At 45.8% G+C, this 22,543-nt stretch carries 20 protein-coding genes, 1 tRNA gene and 1 pseudogene; 9 read left to right on the forward strand and 13 right to left on the reverse strand.

The window, feature by feature from the left end:
* Together IQ263_RS15815 and IQ263_RS15820 are read right to left on the reverse strand one after the other, a co-directional pair.
* Positions 1-190, reverse strand: a pseudogene (locus IQ263_RS15815) (photosystem II q(b) protein); the annotation flags it as partial.
* Between the two features lie 99 nt (positions 191-289).
* A complete protein-coding gene (locus IQ263_RS15820; protein WP_194068257.1) occupies positions 290-565 on the reverse strand; it encodes a hypothetical protein in 276 nt (91 codons plus the stop codon).
* Between IQ263_RS15820 and cofG the strand changes: the two genes are divergently transcribed.
* Positions 549-1,499 (forward strand): 7,8-didemethyl-8-hydroxy-5-deazariboflavin synthase subunit CofG, encoded by a 951-nt coding sequence (cofG, locus tag IQ263_RS15825; protein ID WP_194068258.1) that lies wholly within the window; start codon positions 549-551, stop codon positions 1,497-1,499. The two genes, IQ263_RS15820 and cofG, sit on opposite strands and share 17 nt — an antisense overlap.
* A 177-nt stretch (positions 1,500-1,676) precedes the next feature.
* On the opposite strand, the gene IQ263_RS15830 is transcribed toward cofG, so the two are convergent.
* From IQ263_RS15830 to cpdA, 3 genes are all read right to left on the reverse strand, one after another.
* Positions 1,677-2,453 carry an SDR family oxidoreductase gene (locus IQ263_RS15830; RefSeq protein WP_194068259.1) on the reverse strand — a complete coding sequence of 259 codons (777 nt, stop codon included), beginning with the start codon at positions 2,451-2,453 and terminating at the stop codon, positions 1,677-1,679.
* 199 nt (positions 2,454-2,652) lie between these two features.
* Positions 2,653-4,131 carry an alpha-amylase gene (locus IQ263_RS15835; protein ID WP_194068260.1) on the reverse strand — a complete coding sequence of 493 codons (1,479 nt, stop codon included), beginning with the start codon at positions 4,129-4,131 and terminating at the stop codon, positions 2,653-2,655.
* Between the two features lie 432 nt (positions 4,132-4,563).
* Positions 4,564-5,343, reverse strand: coding sequence for a 3',5'-cyclic-AMP phosphodiesterase (gene cpdA / locus IQ263_RS15840; RefSeq protein WP_194068261.1), 780 nt, complete (start codon positions 5,341-5,343; stop codon positions 4,564-4,566).
* Between the two features lie 185 nt (positions 5,344-5,528).
* Here cpdA and IQ263_RS15845 point away from each other — a divergent pair.
* Positions 5,529-5,599 (forward strand) — tRNA-Cys (locus tag IQ263_RS15845).
* 625 nt (positions 5,600-6,224) lie between these two features.
* Here IQ263_RS15845 and IQ263_RS15850 read toward each other — a convergent pair.
* On the reverse strand, positions 6,225-6,785 hold the full coding sequence (locus tag IQ263_RS15850; protein WP_194068262.1) for a Uma2 family endonuclease: 561 nt from the start codon (positions 6,783-6,785) through the stop codon (positions 6,225-6,227).
* Between the two features lie 52 nt (positions 6,786-6,837).
* Here IQ263_RS15850 and IQ263_RS15855 point away from each other — a divergent pair, with 52 nt between their 5' ends.
* Positions 6,838-7,086: a hypothetical protein gene (locus IQ263_RS15855; RefSeq protein ID WP_194068263.1), complete on the forward strand. Its 249-nt coding sequence runs from the start codon at positions 6,838-6,840 to the stop codon at positions 7,084-7,086.
* 256 nt (positions 7,087-7,342) lie between these two features.
* Here the strand turns inward: IQ263_RS15855 and mutS are convergent, their stop codons facing one another.
* Positions 7,343-9,970, reverse strand: a complete 2,628-nt coding sequence (gene mutS / locus IQ263_RS15860) for a DNA mismatch repair protein MutS (RefSeq protein WP_194068264.1) — start codon at positions 9,968-9,970, stop codon at positions 7,343-7,345.
* A gap of 454 nt (positions 9,971-10,424) precedes the next feature.
* Between mutS and IQ263_RS15865 the strand changes: the two genes are divergently transcribed.
* From IQ263_RS15865 to IQ263_RS15875, 3 genes are all read left to right on the forward strand, one after another.
* Positions 10,425-11,591: a zinc-dependent alcohol dehydrogenase gene (locus IQ263_RS15865; protein WP_194068265.1), complete on the forward strand. Its 1,167-nt coding sequence runs from the start codon at positions 10,425-10,427 to the stop codon at positions 11,589-11,591.
* A gap of 27 nt (positions 11,592-11,618) precedes the next feature.
* Positions 11,619-11,834, forward strand: coding sequence for an acetyltransferase (locus IQ263_RS15870; RefSeq protein ID WP_194068266.1), 216 nt, complete (start codon positions 11,619-11,621; stop codon positions 11,832-11,834).
* A gap of 214 nt (positions 11,835-12,048) precedes the next feature.
* Positions 12,049-12,729 (forward strand): HAD family hydrolase, encoded by a 681-nt coding sequence (locus tag IQ263_RS15875; protein WP_194068267.1) that lies wholly within the window; start codon positions 12,049-12,051, stop codon positions 12,727-12,729.
* A 41-nt stretch (positions 12,730-12,770) separates the two neighbouring features.
* Here the strand turns inward: IQ263_RS15875 and IQ263_RS15880 are convergent, their stop codons facing one another.
* Together IQ263_RS15880 and IQ263_RS15885 are read right to left on the reverse strand one after the other, a co-directional pair.
* Entirely contained in the window at positions 12,771-13,925 is a 1,155-nt protein-coding gene (locus IQ263_RS15880) for an AAA family ATPase (protein ID WP_194068268.1), read from the reverse strand.
* A 15-nt stretch (positions 13,926-13,940) separates the two neighbouring features.
* Complete coding sequence (locus tag IQ263_RS15885) at positions 13,941-14,729, reverse strand: RNA ligase family protein (protein WP_228050095.1); 789 nt, start codon at positions 14,727-14,729, stop codon at positions 13,941-13,943.
* 144 nt (positions 14,730-14,873) lie between these two features.
* Between IQ263_RS15885 and IQ263_RS15890 the strand changes: the two genes are divergently transcribed.
* Together IQ263_RS15890 and IQ263_RS15895 are read left to right on the forward strand one after the other, a co-directional pair.
* Complete coding sequence (locus IQ263_RS15890) at positions 14,874-15,743, forward strand: prohibitin family protein (protein ID WP_194068269.1); 870 nt, start codon at positions 14,874-14,876, stop codon at positions 15,741-15,743.
* A 185-nt stretch (positions 15,744-15,928) separates the two neighbouring features.
* Complete coding sequence (locus IQ263_RS15895; protein WP_194010162.1) at positions 15,929-16,348, forward strand: peptidylprolyl isomerase; 420 nt, start codon at positions 15,929-15,931, stop codon at positions 16,346-16,348.
* Between the two features lie 84 nt (positions 16,349-16,432).
* Here the strand turns inward: IQ263_RS15895 and IQ263_RS15900 are convergent, their stop codons facing one another.
* A complete protein-coding gene (locus IQ263_RS15900) occupies positions 16,433-17,557 on the reverse strand; it encodes a THUMP domain-containing class I SAM-dependent RNA methyltransferase (protein WP_194068270.1) in 1,125 nt (374 codons plus the stop codon).
* A 197-nt stretch (positions 17,558-17,754) separates the two neighbouring features.
* On the reverse strand, positions 17,755-19,101 hold the full coding sequence (locus IQ263_RS15905; RefSeq protein ID WP_194068271.1) for a TldD/PmbA family protein: 1,347 nt from the start codon (positions 19,099-19,101) through the stop codon (positions 17,755-17,757).
* Here IQ263_RS15905 and IQ263_RS15910 point away from each other — a divergent pair.
* Complete coding sequence (locus IQ263_RS15910; protein ID WP_194068272.1) at positions 19,091-19,264, forward strand: hypothetical protein; 174 nt, start codon at positions 19,091-19,093, stop codon at positions 19,262-19,264. The two genes, IQ263_RS15905 and IQ263_RS15910, sit on opposite strands and share 11 nt — an antisense overlap.
* Positions 19,265-19,310: 46 nt before the next feature.
* Here IQ263_RS15910 and IQ263_RS15915 read toward each other — a convergent pair whose 3' ends face one another.
* Positions 19,311-20,789: a TldD/PmbA family protein gene (locus IQ263_RS15915; protein ID WP_194068273.1), complete on the reverse strand. Its 1,479-nt coding sequence runs from the start codon at positions 20,787-20,789 to the stop codon at positions 19,311-19,313.
* A 170-nt stretch (positions 20,790-20,959) separates the two neighbouring features.
* Positions 20,960-22,264: an omega-aminotransferase AptA gene (gene aptA, locus IQ263_RS15920; RefSeq protein ID WP_194010152.1), complete on the reverse strand. Its 1,305-nt coding sequence runs from the start codon at positions 22,262-22,264 to the stop codon at positions 20,960-20,962.
* Between the last annotated feature and the right edge of the window lie 279 nt (positions 22,265-22,543).

Genomic DNA, 22,543 nt, shown 5'->3' on the forward strand with positions numbered 1-22,543 from the left:
GGATGCCGTCAATGTCTACGGGAGGGGCTGCGATGAAGGCAGTGATGTAGCAGATTGTGGCAGTTAGCAAGGTAGGAATCATCAAGACGCCGAACCAACCTACATAGAGGCGGTTGTCGGTCGATGTGACCCAGTTGCAAAACTGATCCCACAAGTTAGCGCTTTCGCGCTGCTGTAATGTGGCTGTCATGTGTTTATGATTGCGTTATTTGGTTTTCAATGTTCGTGACGGCTTTGTGTTCCGCCATGTATATAAGATAAACCTTTTATTTCAGTTTGTAAAGGGTTTTTAACTACAGTTTTTATTATATTCAATATAATTAAATCTTATCTTAAACTCTAATGCTTGCTGTATGCGGATTTCATAAAGCAGAGTTCGGAGTTTACGGGCGATCGCACGAAAGAAATAATCTTCATAATCTAGCTGGCAAGGTGATTCGGGACTGGTGTGAGTGTTAAGATAGATGAAGTATTGCGATCGCCAACCGCAAAACTCGCACTTATATATATAGTTGTCGATCGAGTCCGATCGCTCAAAATCCCAAGGAATGTCCCGCACCGTCACCTACAGCCCCGCTTATACTCTGGTTCCCACCTACGAGTGTTTCAACCGCTGCACCTATTGCAATTTTCGGGCCCAACCGCTGCAAAGTCCTTGGCTGACACTCCCAGAAGCCGAAACACAGCTTGAGTTGCTGTTTCCTCAAGGTGTAATTGAAATTCTGATACTCAGCGGCGAAGTACATCCCGAGAGTCAGCGGCGAAAAGCTTGGTTTCAGAGGATTTACGATTTGTGCGAACTGGCACTTAGTCTCGGATTTTTGCCACATACTAATGTAGGGCCGCTCAGCTTTGAGGAAATGGCGCAGTTAAAACAGGTGAATGTCTCGATGGGGCTGATGCTAGAACAGTTGTCCCCCGATTTGTTACAAACTGTTCACCGACACGCACCGAGTAAAGTGCCGGCGCTGCGGCTGCAACAGTTAGAATTGGCCGGACAATTACAGATTCCGTTTACGACTGGTTTGCTGTTGGGAATCGGGGAAAGTGAGGCTGATTGGATTGAGACTCTGGAGGCGATCGCCCGGATTCATTCGCGCTACAATCACATTCAAGAAGTTATCCTCCAGCCCCACAGCCCCGGAAATCAGCAAAGTTGGGACGGTGAAGTTTTTGATGCTACAACAATGCCGCAAGTAATTGCGATCGCCCGCAGCATTTTATCTGCAGAAATCTCCCTGCAAATCCCGCCAAATTTAGTTACACAACCGGATATATTGCTGGCTTGTTTAGAAGCAGGTGCGACAGATTTAGGCGGAATCGGGCCATTGGATGAAGTTAATCCCGATTATCCTCACCTGCAACATCAAACTTTAACAGAAATTTTAGCAGCAGCGGGATGGCAGCTCGTGCAACGTTTGCCTGTTTATCCTCAGTACGATAACTGGCTGCCGCAAACATTACAAACTGCTGTGAAACAATGGAGAGTTAGTCATTAGTCATTGGTCATTAGTCATTAGTCATTAGTCATTGGTCATTAGTCATTAGTCATTAGTCATTGGTCATTATACCAAATTCGGGTTGGGACTCCCCTTTATAAATTCGTCGGCGCAGGCCGACATCGTTTGTGTAGACGCGGTTTCAACCGCCGAATCATCAAAGGGGTATGTTAACTTTTAAATCAAAGAACCGCCACCATCAATCCAGACTTCAGTACCTGTGATAAAACTGGAGGTATCCGATACCAGAAATAACACTAATTGGGCGACTTCTTCGCTAGAACCGGCGGTATTATCAGTCAAAGGAATCATATCTTGAATGGAATTAGGCGAGACTGGAATGCGATCGAGATGGCGCTTAACAGTGCTTTCATTGATCCCAGTCAGCACCCCGCCCGGACAGATAACATTGACTCTGATGTGACTCGAAGAAAGTTCTAGCGCCAGCATTTTTGCTAAAGCTACCTGGGCAGCTTTGCTGCAAGCGTAAGCTGTAGCGCCAACTTTTTTGAAGCTTCTGGTGCCATTAATCGATGAGGTAATCACAATCGAACCTCCTTGTTTTTTTAGATAAGGAACTGCATATTTTACAGTCAAAAATGTTCCCGTCAGATTGGTGTTAATTGTCTGTTCCCACTCATCCAGTCCTATCTCTTCTACCGGCGACCAGATACCGTTAATCCCCGCATTGGCGAACACAATATCAATTCTTTGATATTCGTCAAAAATTGTTTGAAATGCTTGCTGCATTTGCCCAGAATGACCCACATCTGCGGCAATTGCCAGCCCGCTGCCTCCTTCATTAATTAGTTTGCGGACTGTTTCTTGCGCCGTTTCTAAACTTAGATCGATAATAGCAACTTTTGCGCCTTCCTTGGCCATTAAAATTGCTGCTGCACGACCAATTCCCGACCCGCCGCCGGTAATAACGGCAACTTTTTCTGCAAGTTTCATATTTTTTTATGTAATTTATTTTGGGGCGATGTCTATAAATATAAGTATAGATAGATAGGACTGAAGTCACCACTACGAATAGACTTTAGTCATCAAAAACAGCTAAGTAAAAATTTGTTTAATGCGATAATTGTAGCGGTAAGGTGCGCGTAGCGCACCCTACTTTAGACAGAGGATTCCATCAAGATTATGGTCATGCTTACTGCTGCGGAACCCAGACAGAAACTGAACCGGCGTTACACCTAAAATCTGCCCAACCATCGTCATTTGTTACGATGGGTTCTTTGACGTGTTCCATGATGTCAATATAAGTTCGATTGGGCTGTCCGACTTCCATAAACTTAGTGCCATCGCCTCCATTACTTAGTACCACAGCCATCCCACCAGGGTGTTCTTCGTTTCCTAGTCGCGTCCAGCCAATTGTATTAGCGTGGTCGAAGTAATCGTATTGATTCCCGTAGGAATAGGTTTGGCGCGCCAACAGCAATTTATCTAGAATCCACTGATGTTTGTCTAACCAAATCTCGTATTCATTGCCATCATTTGCTGTATCTTTATAGTGATCGCCGTAATAATCCGGGTAAAAAATACAGGGATATCCTTCACTCCGCAGCAGGATTAAAGCGTAAGCAAGGGGTTTAAACCAAGATTCGACAACTGATTCTAACGATTGCAAGGGTTGAGAATCGTGGTTGTCAACCAAAGTAACGGCTAGAGTGGGTTGTTGTTGAACGAGGGTGCCGTCGAAAATTGTTCGCAAGTCGTAGCTGTTGCCGGCTTTGCTAGCAGCGTGGAAGTTATAGTGGAGGGGCGCATCAAATAAGGATACTTTACCGTCCGTTGCTTGGATGAAGTAATGCAAAGCTTCCACTTCGTAAGACCAATATTCACCTACGGCAAATAGGTCGCGTTTGGCATAGTTGCGGACGTGTTCTAACCACTCTTGGAAAAATCCTGCTGCTACGTGTTTGACGGCATCAAAACGAAATCCGTCAACGTTTGTTGTATCCACATACCACTCGCCCCAGTATTTTAATTCCCCGGTGACTTCTGGGTTGTCCATATCTAAGTCGCAACCCATGAGGTAGTCAAAATTGCCTTTTTCTAGGTCTACTCCCTCATCAAATTTTTTGCCTTTTAGTAGGTAAATGGCATGGTTTTCAGTGTCGTAAGCGTTGTAATCAATGGCGTCAAAATGCCACCAATGCCACTCCATACTGGAATATTTTTTCTCGCGGCCAGGGAAAGTAAAATGCGTCCAAGCTTTGATTTTTTGATATTCGCCTATGGTGTCATTGCGGTTGTCTGGATTGAAGGGTGTGGCTTCGGCTTCTTCTTCGGCATCGGCACCTAATTTGTGGTTGAAGACAACATCGGCATAAATCCGAATTCCAGCATCTTGTGCAGCTTTGATTGCGCGTAAATACTCATCTTTTGTACCGTATTTAGTGCGTACTGACCCTTTTTGGTCGAATTCGCCTAAATCGAATAAGTCGTAGACACCATAGCCCACATCCATACCGCCACCCGTTCCTTTATAAGCGGGTGGCAACCACAGAGATGTAACGCCAATTTTAGCTAAATCCTTTGCAGATTCTGCTAGCTGATTCCACAGGTTTCCGTCATCGGGGGTGTACCAGTGGAAATACTGCATCATGACGCCATTGACTTCAGACATATTAAGTTTTTCCTGTTTTTTAAAGTTGCCCGATCTATTGTTGTTAGTTGCCGATCGCTCTCGCTATTTCTGCAATCTACGGTCATTACGAATGATAAAATATATGAATGAATAATAAAATATATCTTTTGACAGATTGACAATTTTGTATATTGTCTAGAAATATTTTTTAGCATATGTAACAGCGCAAAAAATATATTCTAGGATTTGTGATTGTGCGATCGCAAACCTGCTTGATATGATGTCAGCTTGAAGGCCGACGATTAAATCGGTTTGCAGTGAGGATAAATGGTTGGTAGTGAGAACTTCTGTCTTCTGAGTTTTGAGGCGCACACAAGTCCGAACGATCGAACTTGGTAAGGGTTATTTTACGGGAAAGAAGATAATTCTTCGATTGGGTCGATCGCACAACGACCTCTAAACTGTCAAATATCAAGATATTGCAGGTTCTCCGGCTACTCGCTCAATCTTAGTATCCCAAGTACCGTCGATCGCCAATTCGAGCAATCTAAATCCGGGCCCGATGGTGTCGAGGACAATCGGAGAGGTTTTGGGCAACAGTTGGATGCAGGTACTGGGAGTACCCAAGCAGGAAACTCCGCCTCGCTGTTGGTGAAATTCTTGATGAATGTGGCCGCAAAGGACTATTTTGATTTGAGGGTATCGATCGACAATTGCAAAAAATTCATCGGCATTGTGCAGCATCATGCTGTCCATGATTTCACAGTCGATCGCCAGCGGATGATGGTGCAAAGCAATCGTAACAAATCGATCGCCCGTTTGTTGCAGTTGAGAGTCCAGCCAATCCAAACTCTCCGGGGAAAGCCGCCCGCCGTCACATCCGGCTTCGACACTCGAAAGCAGCAGAAACTGCCAGTTTCCCAAGTGAAATGATTTTTCTGGGGAAATGGGCGGGCGATTTAAGATTTCCGCCATAACTGGGATGTTGTCGTGATTCCCAGGTATCCAGTAAGCGGGGATGTTGAGGGGGGAAATCAAGGAGGCCAGGAGTTGGTAGGATTCGGCTGTTTCGTCTTGGGATAAATCTCCTGTCAGCAAAAGCAAGTCTGGCGGCGGCTTTATCTGTTGCAGGCGATCGAGAACTGTTTCGAGGGTGCGGGCTGTCGAGATCCCTTTCCATTGTCGATCGATCAGTGCAAACAAGTGAGTATCGGTGATTTGGGCGACTCGGAGGGGAGAAACTGTTGTCATGGCTGCTGTTGCGGGCGAAGCGGAGGCGATCGAGCTATTTATAGATTAGCCTGGGATGGGGTTGTGGGGGCGATCCTCTTCGAGGGCTTCGCTAACGAACTTTGGGCGATGGAAATTTTTGAAAGATATGTTGAAATAATCAGGATTTGGTGTATTATCGTATAACGTCAATTATCTGACGTAACGGCGGCATAGCCAAGTGGTAAGGCAGAGGTCTGCAAAACCTCCACCCCCAGTTCAAATCTGGGTGCCGCCTTTATTTTTTTTGGTTTACACAAGCTCGAAACTGCCAATTTGTAAGGTTTTCGGGATTGTAACGAAGTGTATACAACACACAATCCACTACAATCAAACACGAGAATTAATACCGATTTAAGGCGTTGCTGAGTTAAACTATGAGACCGCGTCCGGTAGATTAATAGCAAAAACCATTCGATCGCGCGTGCGGACTTTAGTCCGCTATACGACTGCGGACTAAAGTTCGCTATACGAACATGATTTAAATCGGTCAATCGACCGAACAGGAGCTCAAAACTGTTGTTTACAAAAATCCAGAATCTTTGTAAACAATAGTTTTGGGATTTGTATATTTAGCCGTTGATACTCTAATTCAGCAACGCCTATTTTACCAGCTTTTGTCACTGAAGTTTTTTTGACCTAAATCCTTACAACCCGGTTTCTGAGATTGTGCGTCCTAGCAAGAAACCGGGTTTTTGCGAAGATATTCGATGTGATGCGAAGATATTGGAAAAAACCCAGTTTCTGAGTTGTGCGTGGGTAGCGAGAAACCGGGTTTTTGCGAAGATATTCGATGTGATGCGAAGATATTGGAAAAAACCCGGTTTCAGAGATGGTGCGGGGGTAGCAATTATTCAAAATCTCTAGGCAAATAATGTGGCTACCGACACGCTAAAACCTGGTAACAAAGGACTGGTTAAATTATCTTCTTTAAATAAAGTCATCGCTAATTTCAAAATTCCGCTTTCCCGACGGTAAATTTCTACTTTTTGCTGTATGCGGTCAAATATCCAATATTCGCGCACGCCTTGAACTGAATATAATTTTAGCTTGGATTGGCGATCGCGCTTTTCATTCTCTTCACCGGGAGACATCACCTCTACCACCAACTCCGGTGCACCCGCCAAATGTCCGGCTTCATCTAATATCTGTGCTAAACGTTCATAGGTTACCCAAACTACATCAGGAATAACATTATCACTATCCGTAAAAACAAGACCCGGTACCTGGACAGCTTTACCTAACTTCGTCTGTCTTGACCAAATAGTTAATTCAACACAAACATTGTTAGCAACGTTTTGATGTTTCCAGTGAGGTGCTCTTGTCACAACCAATTCTCCTTCGATTATTTCGTAACGGTTGCCGTTATCGGGTAATAATTCTAAATCAGCGCTTGTCCAGCGAACTTTTTCTGTGGTTGACATAGCTTTTACTCCACTCTGTTCTATTTTAATTATATACCAATTTTTTCATAATTTGGCTGCAGATGTTGGCGGATTTATGCGGATGGACGCAGATCTATCAGGGGTTGGTGGCGAGAAACCGGGTTTTTCTGAGATTGTGCGTCGTAGCAAGAAACCGGGTTTTTGTGAAGATATTCGATGTGATGCGAAGATATTGGAAAAAACCCGGTTTATGAGTGGAATAGCTTTTAACGACCGTTTTGCAGCGGATTTTGACCTACCTGCTGCATTTCGCGATCGATGTGAGCGATCGCGCGACTGAATACGGGCGGCTGCTAAATGAGGCTATGTAAATTGGAATGAGCGTGCACAAAGAATTAAGAAGGTTGCCAAATTGCAAATGAATTCAAATTACAATTTGGCAGTCAGGAGTTTAGTCCTTTCATCAGGTTTGTAGGGAGGACTTTAGTCCTTTGATCTAAGTTTTTAATGACAGGTTCATAGTCATAAATTTAGCCATTAAATCTGAGTTTTGAAGGACTAAAGTCCTTACTAAGAACCTTTTTGGCTGAAAAAAATCAATCATCAAAGATATCTAACTGTTGGCCGTCAGACTCTTTTTTCCCTTCTTTCTTAACACCCTTCCGCAGCCCGATCGCAATTTTGCTATGTTTCTCAATCTGCCTCATCACCTGTCTCGCCCTCTCAATCACCGACGGCGGCAAACCAGCCAACCTCCCCGCTTCAATTCCGTAAGATTTGTCAGCGCCCCCTGGCTGAACTTGGTGCAAAAATACAATTTGATCCGGCAACTCTTTCACCGTCACCTGATAATTTGCCACATTATCCAAAATAGAAGCTAACTCATTTAATTCGTGATAGTGAGTCGCAAAAATCGTCCGCGCCCGAATCTCGCTTGCTAAATACTCTGCCACAGACCAAGCAATCGAAAGTCCGTCAAACGTCGCCGTTCCCCTGCCAATTTCATCTAACAAAACCAATGATTGCGGTGTAGCGTGATTGAGAATATTTGCAGTTTCGTTCATCTCCACCATAAATGTAGATTGACCCGTTGCCAAATCATCCACCGCGCCGACACGGGTAAAAATGCGATCGCAAATTCCCAAGGTTGCAGCTTTCGCCGGCACAAAACTGCCCATCTGCGCCATCAACTGAATCAAACCCACCTGCCGCAAATAACAACTTTTCCCGCTAGCATTTGGCCCGGTTAAAATTATTAAATCTGGGCGATTTAGCGATGGTTCCCGACCCAAAAAAGCCGAATTTGGGACAAAAAATCCCGGCGGTAAAGACTTTTCTACCACCGGATGACAACCCTCAATAATTTTAATTTCCCGACTTTCAACCATAGTCGGGCGACAGTAATCTTGATAAACCGCTACTTCCGCCAAACCGCACAAAACATCGGCCGCCGCCACCGCGCGGGAAACGTTGCGAATAATTTCCGCCTGTTCTCCTACCTCCGATCGCACTTTTGCAAAAATATCGTATTCCAACTGATTTAAATCTTCCCGCGCCGTCAGAATCCGCACTTCCCTTTCTTTTAATTCTTCTGTACTGTAGCGTTCTTCATTGGTAAGAGTTTGCTTGCGAGTGTAATCGTCCGGTACTTGGTCAATTTTAGATTTTGTAATACTGATGTAATAGCCGAAAGCTTTATTGTAGCCTACTTTTAAATTAGCAATTCCGGTGCGTTGCCGTTCGTTAGCTTCTAAATTAGCAATCCATTCTTGGTCTCCTGATGCACTCTGGCGCATCTCATCAAGCATTGCATTAATTCCCGATCGAATCAAACCTCCTTCTTTTAAATGAATCGGCGGTTCGTCAACTAAATGAGCGTGAATTGTAGCTGCTAATTCTTCGAGAATTGGCGGAACATTTTGCAGCGCTTTCAAATAGGGCGAGATCCCTTGAGTTGCGATCGCGGCCAATTCCGGCAGTTTCGAGAGAGAATCGGCTAAAGCGACCAAATCTCTGGCGCTAGCTGTTCCAGAACCGGCGCGCCCTGTCAGTCTTTCGATGTCGTAAATTTGGCGCAGCAACTGCTGCAAATCTTGACGCAGGGGATTATTTTCTACTAATTCTTGAATCGTGTTGTGGCGGGCGCAAATACCTTTAATGTTGAGCAAAGGTTGCAGCACCCAGCGGCGCAAAGCGCGGCCTCCCATGGCGGTGCTGGTTTTATCTATCGCCCACAGCAACGAACCGTGAAAAATCCCATCTCTGACGGTTTGAGTAATTTCTAAATTGCGCCTGGTTTGGTAGTCTAGGGTGAGAAAATCGGTGAGGGTGTAAGTGTGCAATCTTTGCAAAGCAACTGCTTTTTCTTTTTGAGTTTCTTCGAGATATTGCAGCAAACCGCCGGCGGCGCGCACTGCGAGGGAAAGGTGTCCGCATCCCATACCTTCGAGCGATCGCACTTTGAACTTTTGCAGGATTCTCTGTTTTGCTTCGGAAAAAGTAAACGGAATTTGCGATCGCAAAGAATAGCAAAACGAATTCGGCAAACAATCGGGTAAATGGTCGGATTTCTCTCCGGGCCTCAACATCGTGACCAAATCCGGCGCATTAGTCGGAACCAGGACTTCGGAAGGTTGCAATCGCAGCAATTCTAGGGTTAATTGTTCCAAATTATCGGCTTGAGTCGTCACGAATTCTCCCGTAGAAATATCAGTATAAGCCAATCCCCAATGTTCCCCAGCGATGACAACTGCTGCTAAAAAATTATTTTGTCTGGGTTTGAGCATTCCATCATCAGTCAAAGTTCCGGGAGTGAGAATGCGGGTAATTTCTCGCTTGACTTGGCGGCCTTCACGGGCGGCGATGGAGGCATCTTCAACCTGGTCGCAAATTACTACAGCATAGCCTTTTTCTACTAACTGAGAACTGTAGCGGTCGAGGGCGTGGTGCGGCACTCCTGTCATCGGCACTTTGCCGATTTCTTTGCCACTTTCTTTGCTAGTACAAACAAGTTCTAATTCCCTCGAAATCGTCACGGCATCTTGGAAAAAACACTCAAAGAAATCTCCGACTCGAAAAAACAAAAGTGCGTGGGGATACTGTTCTTTCACTTCAACATACCGCTGCATCATCGGTGTCAGCTTAGTGAATTCTAGTAGGCGGTAGTCGGCATTGCGGATGTTGGATTGATTGGGGTCTGTTGGGGTAGATGCAGTGTAAGGCATAAAAGGCGATCGATAAATTTTAATCTTTAACAACTTTAGCGCAAGCTCGGCTTTTAGCTATAGCTAATGATACAATTTTTGACGATTAATCATTCTCAAGATGCGATCGCACTTATATTGTAGTTTGTAGTGCGGACGACCGTCCACTCTTAGACTGCGGACAATCGTCCGCACTGCGAACCCGATCGCCAAAAACAACCTCAGCCATGCCGCGCCGAGCTGTTAACTGTTAACAAAAGAACGGGAAAGCTTCTGCAATTTATTGAAAAACTGAGCGACTTTTTTGGTAATTTAAAACAGCCAAAAGATAGATTTATAAATTATACCTCCGATAGAGAAACCTTTTATTTAATCTGATTAAAATTACAGCATCCACCCAGTGAGTGAGCTGCGGAGTAAACCGAAAAATTAAAAACAAAAACTAGCTCCTAGTTAACTAGAGGGAAACCAAATAATGAAAGCTCTTTGCTGGCACAAAGCAAATGACGTGCGAGTTGATAACGTACCAGATCCAACAATTATCAATCCGCGCGATGCCATAGTAAAAATCACGTCAACAGCAATCTGCGGCTCAGATTTGCACCTCTACGACGGCTTCATCCCGACCATGCAATCCGGCGACATCATGGGTCACGAATTCATGGGGGAAGTAGTCGAACTCGGCAGCGAAGTCAAGAACTTAAAAAAGGGCGATCGCGTTGTGATTCCTTTTACAATTTCTTGCGGAAGTTGTTTCTTTTGCAACCAGGATTTGTGGTCGCTGTGCGATAACTCAAACCCGAATGCGGCCTTGGCTGAAAAAATGTTCGGTCATTCACCGGCAGGACTGTTTGGCTACTCGCATTTAACGGGTGGCTATGCAGGAGGTCAAGCAGAATACGTGCGGGTTCCGTTTGCAGATGTCGGCCCTTTAAAAATTCCCGACGGACTTTCTGACGAACAAGTATTGTTCCTGACTGATATTTTTCCCACCGGTTATATGGCGGCCGAAAACTGCAATATTCAGCCGGGAGATACTGTTGGTATTTGGGGATGCGGCCCTGTCGGACAATTTGCGATCAGAAGCGCGTTTATGCTGGGGGCCGATCGAGTAATTGCGATCGACAGAATACCGGAACGCTTGCAAATGGCGGCCGCGGCTGGGGCTGAAATCATCAACTACGAAGAAATAGACGCGGGGGAAGCCGTCACCGAAATGACGGGGGGACGCGGGCCAGATGCTTGTATCGACGCGGTGGGAATGGAAGCCCACGGTACCGGTTTCGATGCTTTGTACGACAAAGCCAAGCAAGCTGTGCGCTTGGAGAGCGATCGGCCTACCGCCCTGCGACAAGTAATCCTCGCCTGTCGCAAAGGCGGCACAGTCTCAATTCCCGGCGTTTACGGCGGTTTTGTTGACAAAGTGCCCCTCGGTGCAGCTTTCAACAAAGGCTTGACTATCAAAATGGGACAGACGCACGTTCACCGCTATTTGCGCCCTTTGCTCGATCGCGTTCAAAAAGGCGAAATTGATCCAACCTTCGTGATTACGCACCGCATGAAATTGGATGAAGCGCCCCACGCCTACGAGATTTTCAAACAGAAAAAAGACAACTGCATCAAAGTTGTACTCACACCCTAACTCACAATTTATTCACAAGGATCGACTATGCTTTTACAAGAAAAAGAATCCGGCGACTTGGTAGAAATTCTCGATATCGAGACTTTAATCAGCCCTAGCAAGAATCAAGTATCGGGGCGCATTCAAGCAGGTGAAGAAGAGCAAGATCCGGCAAATTTTCCGAAGGATAAATTAGTTTTTCCCTCCGGCGAAGTCCTGCCGCGCTGTTGGGTTGAGGAAAATTATAAAACTAAAGGTTTGTAGTAGCAACTTCAGTCCTCGATTGACTCATTAAGTAAGTAATTAAGGAATGAAGTTCTTAGGACAAATTTAAGCACAAACTGAAGTCCTTACTACAAACTCAGGTTCGTAGTGGGGACTTTAGTCCTCGATTGACTCCTTAAGTAATTAAGGAATAAAGTCCTTACTACTAACCAATTTTTTTACAAAAATGATCGTCAATAACAGCAAATAACCTATGAAATTGCAAGCAGTAATTCTCGATGTTGACGGCACTCTCGTGCTCAGCAATGATGCCCATACTCAAGCTTGGGTAGAGGCATTTGCGGCCTTCGGCTACGACGTGCCGTTCGAGAAAATTCGCCCGCTAATTGGTATGGGCGGCGACAAAATTATACCCAAAATGGTATCAGGACTTTCTGAGGAAGAAGGCGACGGGAAAAAGATTGCCCAGAGACGCAAAGAATTGATTATTAACCGCTTTTCATCTACTCTCGATTCAGCACCAGGTTCGCGGGAATTGGTGTTAAAAATGCAGCAAGAAAAACTGCGGCTAATTATTGCTACTTCAGCTACCGCCGATGAACTTTCGGGTTTGCTGAAAGCTGCACGGGTAGACGATTTGCTCGATGAAGCGACAACTTCTAGCGATGTGGAAGCTTCTAAACCGGAACCGGATATTGTGGAAGCTGCTTTGAGCAAGTTGCAGGTGGAAGCGAGTCAGGTTGTGATGTTAGCTGATACTCCTTACGATATCGAAGCTGCAAGCAAGTGCGGGGTGCCGCTAATTGCTTTTCGCTGCGGAGGTTTCGATGATGCTTCGCTGAGTGGTGCTGCGGAAATTTATGATAGCCCTGCTGATTTGTTGGCGCATTATCAGGATTCTATTTTAGGGGAAAAGGAGTTGGTAGCGCGTTGATTAAATACGGGGATTGCGGATGGATTCGCACCCCGTCAGCGCTAATCGCCCACAATCCATTCTACCTGATGCGCTTCGGTGCGATCGGGAATATCTAGGCGATCGGCTAATTTGTGAACGATCGCTTCTGGTACTGTTGCTGCGCGCGATCGATTCCGCCGCAAGATTTCTTCTATAGGTACTTCCAGATAAACAATCCGAAGTCGCGCTTGATAACCGGCAAAGAAATTAATTAATTGCTGGCGCATTTGTTTCGTTGTATTCGTAGCATTCCACACAAAAGAACGCCCCTGATTCATGTATTCGCGCGCTCTTTGTTTGGCGGCTGTTACCACATTTCCAGGGGTTTTGTCGGGAGGAACATTCATCTCTTTTCGCAGTGCATCCAGGGAGATTACCGGCCAATCTGGAAGATTTTCCCGAATCCAATAATCTTTGCCACTTCCTGGCAATCCCGACATCAAAACAACTTCGCATTTTGTATCGTCAAACATTTCAGCATCTGGGTTGCCGTTATCTTTGCGGAAGTAGATAAATCGGCTGTGCTCTGATGGGAATTGTCGGGGAGAATCCAAACAATTATTTTCTTGACAAAACTCCCGAAATAGTTCTATTTTATCGAGCAATTCTTGTTTGTCGGCGCAGTGGCGGCCGCGCACGTCTGCTTCGGCTAAAAGTGCGAGGAAATCGCAGCGGACAACTTGACTGACTTTAATTACAGACTGCTGTGGGTTGGGTTTGTCGATCAGCCAGATGGGTAAACTGCCGAATTGGACGATCGCCACCACTGTTTCCCGAATCTCAAACTGCACTGGTGGCTCGAATTGAGATAAAATTTTTCTCACCATTCTCGCACCTTGGCGGGCGTGACCTTTTGAGCTAATTCTGCCGTCGGCTTCTATCTTTGTAAAAGCAGGTTTTGCGACATCGTGCAGCAAAGCGGCGGCAAAAAGTATTGAACGTTCTTCATCGGGAAGCTGCCGCCAATTTGGAGAAGATATTAAGGCTTCGCAGACCATTTTGGTGTGAACAAAAACATCTCCCTCAGCGTGGTAAATCGGGTCTTGCTGACATCCTTTGAGGCTGTCAATCCAGTCGAAATGCGTTTGAATGCTGTCCCAATCCAGGAACCAATCTGGCGATTCTGGACAAAAGGGAAAAGTCCAAGTTGGCGAGGGCGATAATAGTGTATTCATAAATTCACCTGCAGGTTAACTAAAATTAAATAAATCTGTGTCGGGACGCAAAATATTAGGTACAATCGGCCGGTTGAGCCAATGTCCCTCCGCATTTTTAATCGCGGTCAAAAAGCTGGCACGCACGTATTTGTAACGCGCCTTTACTATGCCATCTTCTTCGACTTTAATGTATAGACCCTCCATGCGATCGCTCTTATCAGTTTCTTTCAAACACCGATCCTCATCCCATCCCAATTCCCGACACTGCAAAACTAACCGTTCCAAATGTCCCGGCAAAATAAAATTAGATTTATCCATCAACTGCATCATTTGCTTCGGCGATTTCAAAACTCCTGAAAACAGCACGGGAACTGACACTAACGGCAATCCGCTTAACAATTGGCGGCGGGCTTCCGTGCTCAAAAATTGATTTTTTTCTAAGTCCAGCACGTCGTATTCCATAAAATAGTGCGGCAAAAAATCATAAAAAACAGTGTGTTTGGCATAAAGCCATTCGCCGTACAAAATATAACGATTTCCCAGCACTTTTCCCAGAGTTCCGCTGAGACTGAAACCCCACTGTTTGAATAAGTTAAAATGTTTTTCTCTCGGCCCGCCGGTGAGATAGTGGCCGCGGCTTTGCAGCAGCATTTGCCCGTCTGGTGCGAAGCTGATGCCCGTATTTGCGCCATCTACCTTTTCTTCGATGATTAAAGGGCGATCGGCAATAGCGCTAAACGGCACGCTGTCAAGGTCTTCGTCACCAGGCCCGAAACGCGAACCTTCGATATGATAAGTTCTGGGATATTTAACAATTGCCATAATCAACCGATTTTAGATTTTAGATTTTGGATTTTTAAGGCGAAACCATCCATTTTATTTTTTATTTTTTATATTTTATATTTTTCGAGGCGGATTCATTCAATTAAGCATTATAATAGATTTATCACAAAGGAGCGTGTTAAGTTGAAAAATCAAAATTTCCAGAGCCTATCATCAGCACTCGCTGGCATTCTATTAGTAGTCGCGCTGCTCCTCGGCTTCAACTCTTTTGTTGTCATCAATCCAGGTGAAGCAGGAGTAGTTAGCATTTTAGGAAAAGCCAGAGATGGAGCCTTGTTAGAGGGATTTCACATCAGACCGCCACTGATATCTAAGGTAGATGTGTACGACGTAACCGTGCAAAAATTTGAAGTTCCCGCCCAGAGTGCGACTAAAGACCTTCAGGATTTAAATGCTAGTTTTGCCATCAACTTTCGCCTCGATCCTACGCGAATAGTTGAAGTCAGAAGAACTCAGGGAACCTTGGACAATATAGTATCAAAAATTATTGCTCCGCAGACCCAAGAAGCATTTAAAACAGCAGCAGCTTTGAGAACCGCCGAACAATCTATTACTCAAAGAAGCGAACTGAAAAAAGACTTTGATGCTGCACTGAAGGAACGGCTGTCAAAATATGATGTAATCGTGCTTGACACCAGCGTTGTCAACATTCGATTCTCCACAGATTTTGCCAAAGCAGTTGAAGAGAAACAGGTTGCCGAACAGCGGGCGCAAAGGGCTGTGTATGTTGCTCAAGAAGCCGAACAACAAGCTCAAGCTGACATTAACCGCGCTCAAGGTAGGGCCGAAGCTCAAAGACTTTTGGCTGAAACTTTGAAGGCTCAGGGCGGCGATTTGGTGCTGCAAAAAGAGGCGATAGAAGCTTGGAGAAACGGTGGCGCTCAGATGCCTAAAGTGCTGGTTATGGGCAGCGGTTCGAGTCGGGTTCCTTTCATTTTCAATATGAATGATTTTGAGGAAGAAACCACTCGCCCAAATGTTACCAACAATTAAAATATAACTGACGGTAACAAACCCGGTTGCCTCAAAAAGCGCGCAGAACTCCTACGAGAGTTGTTCGAGTATGCTACACTTCTGAAAGTCAAAATATAGCGACAGCTTGAAACCTGTCGCTATAAAAGCGAAGTCCGCAATTAAAACGCTGGCAGTACAGTCATTTTAGGAAGCAAGGAGAAATCATGACCCGCGCTATTATGGAAACCGACAAAGGTACAATCAACTTGGAACTGTTCGATGCGGATGCGCCGAATACAGTGAAGAATTTTGTTGACTTGGCGGAAAAAGGTTTTTACGACGGACTATCGTTTCATCGAGTCATTCCTAACTTTATGATTCAAGGTGGCTGTCCCAAAGGCAATGGAACTGCCGGCCCAGGCTACAAAATTAAGTGTGAAATCAACTCGAAAAAACATTTGGCAGGAACTTTATCGATGGCTCACGCAGGCCGCGATACAGGTGGCAGCCAATTCTTTATTTGCCATTCTCCCCAGTCTCATTTGGATGGAGTTCACACAACTTTTGGCCAAACAGATGATATGTCTGTCGTGAATGCAATCCGCCAAGGCGACAAGATTATTTCACTCAAAATCGAGCATTAATTTTCAGTAATTAGTGATGTTTGTAGTAAGGACTTTAGTCCTTATTGCAAACATAAATTCCTTTTGATTGTGTTGGAAAAATAGTTAATACAATTCATACTTGAGCAAAGTACAGGGAATCGAACCATTGAAAACCGGAATTCGCTTCGATGTTCTGAGTCCCACCTGTTTGCCCAACTCCTTATTTCCGGTCAAAATAAACGCATTCCAACCTTTGAAACGCTGCTTGAAAATATCGCCCAACATCTTATAAAGTTCTCCCAATTCGCTAGCATCTCCGAGGCGCTCTCCGTAGGGAGGATTGCAAATTAGGACGCCTCTGTCTGTGGGTGCTTCCAACTCGGATAACTCGGTACGAGCAAACTTAATTTTACCGGCAATACCTGCTTGCTGCGCGTTAGTGCGAGCTTGGTCTAACATATCAGAATCGCGATCGCACCCAGCGATTATTTCTGGAAGTTCCGGCAATTCGCTGCTCTCTGCTTCAGCCCACAATTTATCCCACAAAGGCTCGTCAAAGTCCCGCCACGTCATAAATCCAAACTTTTCTCGAAACAACCCCGGTGCAATATTCAAGGCTTTTAAACTCGCTTCCAAAGGCAAAGTTCCGGAACCGCACATCGGGTCTAAAAACGGCAAATCAGGCGTCCATTCTGCCATCTCTAAAAGAGCCGCAGCGAGGGTTTCTTTGAGCGGAGCCAGCCCCATTGCGGGACGGTATCCCCGTCGGTGCAAACTGCCGCCAGAGCTGTCTAAACTCAAAATAGCGCGGTCTCGATGGATGTGAAGGTTAATTAGTAAGTCGGGACTTTCGACATCAACACTAGAACGTTTGTTAAATTGGTGGCGCTGTTGGTCGGCGATCGCATTTTTGACCTGCAATGCTGTAAAGTGAGTGTGATTTAAATTTTCGTTGCCGCCGGTGCAGTTCACGGCTAAGGTATTGTGAGGCTCTAGGTATTCGTCCCAAGGAATTTTCTGGACTTCGCGGTAGAGCATATTTGAGTCGTAACACCGGAATTCGGCTATGGGAACAAGCACTCGAAAAATTGTTCTAGACCACAGATTGACGCGGTACAATAAAGCGCGATCGCCCGCAAAGTAAACTCCTGTAAAATCGGGCTTGACATCCTGCGCGCCTAGGCTTTCTAATTCTTGGGCGGCAATTGTTTCTAAACCGCGTGCAACTGTAGCAAAATATTGATTCATTTAATTGGGAATGGGGAATGGGGCATGGGGCATTGGGAATTATGATTGTTAGATCGATTCCGGCTGTGCAGGAATGATAGTAACTCTGGACACGGCAGTGTCGTTTCCCTACCCCAAAATAATTGTAAGACAGCATACTATAATACCAGATCCCCGACTTCTCGCAGAAGTCGGGGATCTAAAAGAATTAGTGCGAGTTACAAACTGTCAGTAATACTCGTGAAATTAAAAGCTTTCACGCGCACTCCGGGCACGACATTACCGCCGTAACGTTTCACCTCGCTAACTGCATCGACATCCCGCAACATATCAGGTAAAACTTGATTGAAACGCATATTTTTAATCGGGTAAACAATCTTACCATTTTCAATCCAGAAAGTACCATCGCGAGTCATGCCCGTTACTTCCGATGTTTTGGGATTCACATAGCGAACATACCAAGCTCGACTGACAAAAATTCCTCGTTCGGTTTGAGCGATTAAATCTGCTAAACTTTGGTCGGAACCTGTCATCACGATCGGGTAATAAGCACCTTTTGCTTCTTTGCCTTTTTGGGCGGCCCAATAGCGGGAATAAGATAAACTTTGAGGAACACCATTTTTGATGATTTCCAAATAGTTATTGCTCAATCCGTCGCCGAAAAAAGTATTCGATCGCAACAAAGGATGACTCGGATCGCGCAGTACCTGCACTAACGGGCTGAAAAGTTGTTCTCCCGCGCGGTTTCCAGCGGGTTTTCCCGACTCATCGGCGATCGACATAAACGATCGCCCCTCATCCGCCGCCCGCGCATCCATTCCCCAAATAATCCACGGTAACAAATCCGCAAACGCAGCGCCATCAAGGATTACAGGATACACGCCCGGAGTGATGGGGCGGGGGTTGCGGGAGGCTTTGGCGCGATCAACAACTTGTGCTGCTAATGCCGCTACTGGTAGTTGATTGATACCCCAAGCCGTGCTTTCCGTCCAGCTAGAACCGTCTCCGATGCGGGCTGTAAAGCCGAAATTCGCCTCTGTAGAGTGGTTGCAGGCGCGGAGTCCCGTTGACGAGGCGATCGCGTATAGCGAAGCCTCAGCGCTCAAAGTACCGGAAGCTTCCGCACCTTCGCCAGATGCGATCGCGCAGGCTTGCTGTACCATTTTTGCCCGCTCTAGAGGCGATGCAGCAGCAGTTGCTTCATCAAACGCCGCCGGGGGCAAATCGTAGGTTTGAGGGGGCAACAGCGGCATCCATTCGGGGTCTGCGGGGGCAATTCGAGCGAGTTCTTGCGATCGCTTGACGGTTTGGGCGATCGCATCTTCATCAAATTCGGTAACAGCAGCAGAAGCGCTTTTATTGCCAAAATAGCTAGTAATGTTGAGGCTAAATACAGTTTTGCTGATATTTTGGCTGATTTGATTTTCCGAGAATCGGGAAAGAGATTCTTCACCAGTAGAAAGACTGACAAATACTGCTTCTGCTTCCGATTGTTTGACTACCTTTTCTAATAAAGATAAGGCTCTATCTTCACTTAAAATTGCGGGCGATATTGTGACAGTCATGATGGGAATTGGGAATTGGGAATTGGCCAAACAGGGCATTGGGCGGAGCGAAGCGGAGGGATTGGGCGAGCGCGAAGCGGAGGGATTGGGCGAGCGCGAAGCGGAGGGATTGGGCATGAGCAATAGAGAATGCTTACTATCTCTAACAACAACTAACAAATAACAACTAACAACTAACTAATGCCCCATGCCCCATGCCCCATGCCCTCTTACCCAATTTGAATATCCCTGACCCGCACCGGTACACAAGCATGAGTCATTTGAGCAACCTGCATCGGCTCACCTTTGCCGCACATATTAGTACCGCATTGAACCCGTTCGGAAGCAGGCCCGATCGCATCTACTTGATTCCAGAAATCTGTGCTCATCGAATGATAAGTTACATCCTTCAACATTCCCACAACTTTACCCTTTTCCACCTTCCAAAACCCATCGCCACCGAATTGGAAATTGCGCCGCTGTTGGTCAATGGAAAAACTCCCAATCCCATCAATTAAAATCCCATCTTCCGTATCAGCAATCATCTGATCCAAAGTAGCAGTATGACTACCGCCATCCGGGCCCGGTTCCAATCCCAAATTAGGAATTCTCACCATCGGGACGCTAGACCAACTGTCAGCGCAGGCAGAACCGTTGCTGCTGGCGCGTCCGAGGCGATAAGCTGTTTCTCTATCAGTGAGATAATCAACTAAAATTCCATCCTTGACAACGTACCAATCTTGCGATTTTACGCCCTCATCGTCGTAACCCATTGTACCGCGACCGTGGGGTTGAGTGCGATCGCACTTAAAGTTTACCCAAGGTGCAGCGTATTGCAGCTTATTTAACTTATCAGTAGTAGCAAAACTCGTGCCGGCAAAATTCGATTCGTAGCCGTAAACCCGGTCTAATTCCGTGGGATGTCCGACCGATTCGTGGATAGTCAGAAACAAATTTGTCGGCTTGAGAATCAGGGATTTGCAAATACCAGCCGGGACTTTCGGTGCAGCGACTTTTTCAATCGCTTCGGCTGCAACTCGTTCGACTTGACTCAACAAATCCTCTGGATTAATATGTTCGTAACCGATGTTTAGCGGCGGGCGTTCGTAACTGCGACTTTGGGCATCGCCGCCCGCAATTGCCGTACAGCCAAAACCCGGATAGCTGCGGTAGATTGTTTGTTCGATTAGCGAGCCTTCTGTGGAAGCAAAAACCTTGTCTTCGCGGTTAAATGTCAAAAAAGAATAAGCTTTTTTGATGCCTTGTGATTCGTGGGCTAGCAGGCGCTCGTTGATGGTTAATAAAAGTTCGGCTTTGTCAGCAACGGATACTGAAAACGGGTCAATTGCGATCGGAGTAATGTAGGTATCGACATATTTTGCGACGGGAACTAAGCGCACCGGTTCCTTTTGAGTCAAGCGGCTGCCTTTAGCAATTTCTACAGCCAAAGCGACGATTCTGGTAACTTCTGCGGGTGTTTTGTTGTGACTCGCGGCAAAGCCCCAAGCGCCGTCTAGCAGCACTCGCACGCCAAAACCGGAACTTACATTATCGGAGATATTGCTTAAAGAGCGATCGCGCGCGTACAAACTTTGCCGTCGGTAACTGCAAAAACGCACATCACCGTATTCGCACCCACTTTTCCGAATTAACTCTACAGCTAAATTTGCCAACTCGTTAGCAGAGATTTTTGCAGTTAACAGTACCATAGTTATTCGTCGTTCGTCGTTCGTTATGAATGATTATAGCGCTGTTTAAGGATTTGAACGAACCGCGAAGACGCAAAGAGCGCGAAGGAAGACAAGAGAGAGAGATTTTCCCGATCTTCTTCTCTCTCTCTTCCTTCGTGTCCTTAGCGCCTTCGCGGTTCGTTTAAATCTTACTCCAATTCCTGCAAAACCGCAGTTAAAATTTCCAAAATGCGATCGATATGTTCCTGCTCAATAATCAACGGAGGCGACAAAGCAATAATATCACCAGTCGTGCGAATCAACAACCCTTTTTCAAAGCACTGCAAGAAACAATCAAAAGCCCGTTTTCCCGGCTTCCCAGGGATAGATTCCAACTCAATCCCCGCCACAAGTCCGAGATTTCGCACATCAATGACGTGGCGCACGCCCTTCAAAGAATGAACCGCATTTTCCCAATAATCAGCTAACTTATTAGCCCGTTCAAACAGCCTTTCTTCCTCATAAATATCCAGCGTCGCCAAAGCAGCAGCGCAGGCTAGGGGATGACCAGAATAAGTATAACCGTGAAAAAGCTCGATCGCATTTTCAGGAGCATTCATAAAAGTATCATAAATTCCCTCCTTCACAAACACCGCCCCCATCGGCACAGTACCGTTAGTTATCCCCTTCGCCACCGTCACAATATCGGGAACCACCCCAAAATATTCAGTAGCAAAACTCGAACCCAGCCTGCCAAATCCAGTAATTACCTCATCAAAAATCAGCAGAATTCCGTACTTGTCACAAATCTCCCGCAGCCGCTGCAAATAACCTTGCGGCGGAATCAAAACCCCCGTAGAACCAGCCACCGGTTCGACAATTACCGCTGCAATATTCGACGCATCGTGCAAAGCCACAATCCGTTCCAATTCATCCGCCAAATGCGCGCCCCATTTCGGTTGTTTGCGACTGAAAGCATTGTGTTCTAAATTATGAGTGTGAGGTAAATGATCCACTCCTGTCAGCAAACTGCCAAAATATTTACGATTAGGGCCAATACCGCCGACAGAAATTCCCCCAAAACCAACGCCGTGATAACCGCGTTCCCTACCAATCAATCTTTGACGAGTTCCTTCACCTTTCGCCCGGTGATAAGCAATCGCAATTTTCAAAGCCGTGTCTACAGACTCGGAACCAGAATTAGTGAAGAAAACGCGATCGAAATTGCCCGGAATCATCTTCACCAAACGTTCCGCTAATTCAAAAGCGCCGGGGTGTCCCATCTGAAAAGGTGGGGCATAATCTAGAGTCGATACTTGCTTGTGAATTGCCTCAACAATTTTCGGGCGACAGTGCCCTGCATTCACGCACCAAAGCCCCGCAATCCCGTCGAGAATTGAGCGGTTATCATCGGTGGTAAAGTGCATATCTTTTGCCGAAACCAAGATGCGCGGATTTGCTTTAAACTGTCGGTTAGCCGTGAAAGGCATCCAATAAGCGTCCATATTTGTCATATTTTTTTATCCTTTTATTTTGATACTTTTGTGTCCAAACTATAACTTGTTACCGATTGGCGATCGCCCCACAGTTATTATAAGTTTACAAATATCTCTTTTAAACGAACCGCGAAGACGCAAAGAGCGCGAAGGCAGAGAAGAAAGAGCTTTTCTTATTTCCAAGTATAGTCTTTTGCTGAAAATATCTACCTATCTTCCTCTTTCTCTTCCTTCATGTCCTACCCTTCGTGTCCTTTGCGCCTTCGCGGTTCGTTAAATAGATATTCTTTGCTAATT

The sequence above is a fragment of the Tychonema sp. LEGE 06208 genome, assembly GCF_015207505.1.
GTDB lineage: Bacteria > Cyanobacteriota > Cyanobacteriia > Cyanobacteriales > Microcoleaceae > Microcoleus.

Bases quoted from the DNA above. Each gene is read 5' to 3' on its own strand.
- mutS (WP_194068264.1), bottom strand. From the start codon at position 9,970: ATGCCTTACACTGCATCTACCCCAACAGACCCCAATCAATCCAACATC.
- IQ263_RS15870 (WP_194068266.1), top strand. From the start codon at position 11,619: ATGCTTTTACAAGAAAAAGAATCCGGCGACTTGGTAGAAATTCTCGAT.
- IQ263_RS15835 (WP_194068260.1), bottom strand. From the start codon at position 4,131: ATGTCTGAAGTCAATGGCGTCATGATGCAGTATTTCCACTGGTACACC.
- IQ263_RS15895 (WP_194010162.1), top strand. From the start codon at position 15,929: ATGACCCGCGCTATTATGGAAACCGACAAAGGTACAATCAACTTGGAA.
- IQ263_RS15875 (WP_194068267.1), top strand. From the start codon at position 12,049: ATGAAATTGCAAGCAGTAATTCTCGATGTTGACGGCACTCTCGTGCTC.
- IQ263_RS15865 (WP_194068265.1), top strand. From the start codon at position 10,425: ATGAAAGCTCTTTGCTGGCACAAAGCAAATGACGTGCGAGTTGATAAC.
- IQ263_RS15900 (WP_194068270.1), bottom strand. From the start codon at position 17,557: ATGAATCAATATTTTGCTACAGTTGCACGCGGTTTAGAAACAATTGCC.
- IQ263_RS15880 (WP_194068268.1), bottom strand. From the start codon at position 13,925: ATGAATACACTATTATCGCCCTCGCCAACTTGGACTTTTCCCTTTTGT.
- IQ263_RS15905 (WP_194068271.1), bottom strand. From the start codon at position 19,101: ATGACTGTCACAATATCGCCCGCAATTTTAAGTGAAGATAGAGCCTTA.
- IQ263_RS15915 (WP_194068273.1), bottom strand. From the start codon at position 20,789: ATGGTACTGTTAACTGCAAAAATCTCTGCTAACGAGTTGGCAAATTTA.
- cofG (WP_194068258.1), top strand. From the start codon at position 549: ATGTCCCGCACCGTCACCTACAGCCCCGCTTATACTCTGGTTCCCACC.
- cpdA (WP_194068261.1), bottom strand. From the start codon at position 5,343: ATGACAACAGTTTCTCCCCTCCGAGTCGCCCAAATCACCGATACTCAC.
- aptA (WP_194010152.1), bottom strand. From the start codon at position 22,264: ATGACAAATATGGACGCTTATTGGATGCCTTTCACGGCTAACCGACAG.
- IQ263_RS15830 (WP_194068259.1), bottom strand. From the start codon at position 2,453: ATGAAACTTGCAGAAAAAGTTGCCGTTATTACCGGCGGCGGGTCGGGA.
- IQ263_RS15850 (WP_194068262.1), bottom strand. From the start codon at position 6,785: ATGTCAACCACAGAAAAAGTTCGCTGGACAAGCGCTGATTTAGAATTA.
- IQ263_RS15885 (WP_228050095.1), bottom strand. From the start codon at position 14,729: ATGGCAATTGTTAAATATCCCAGAACTTATCATATCGAAGGTTCGCGT.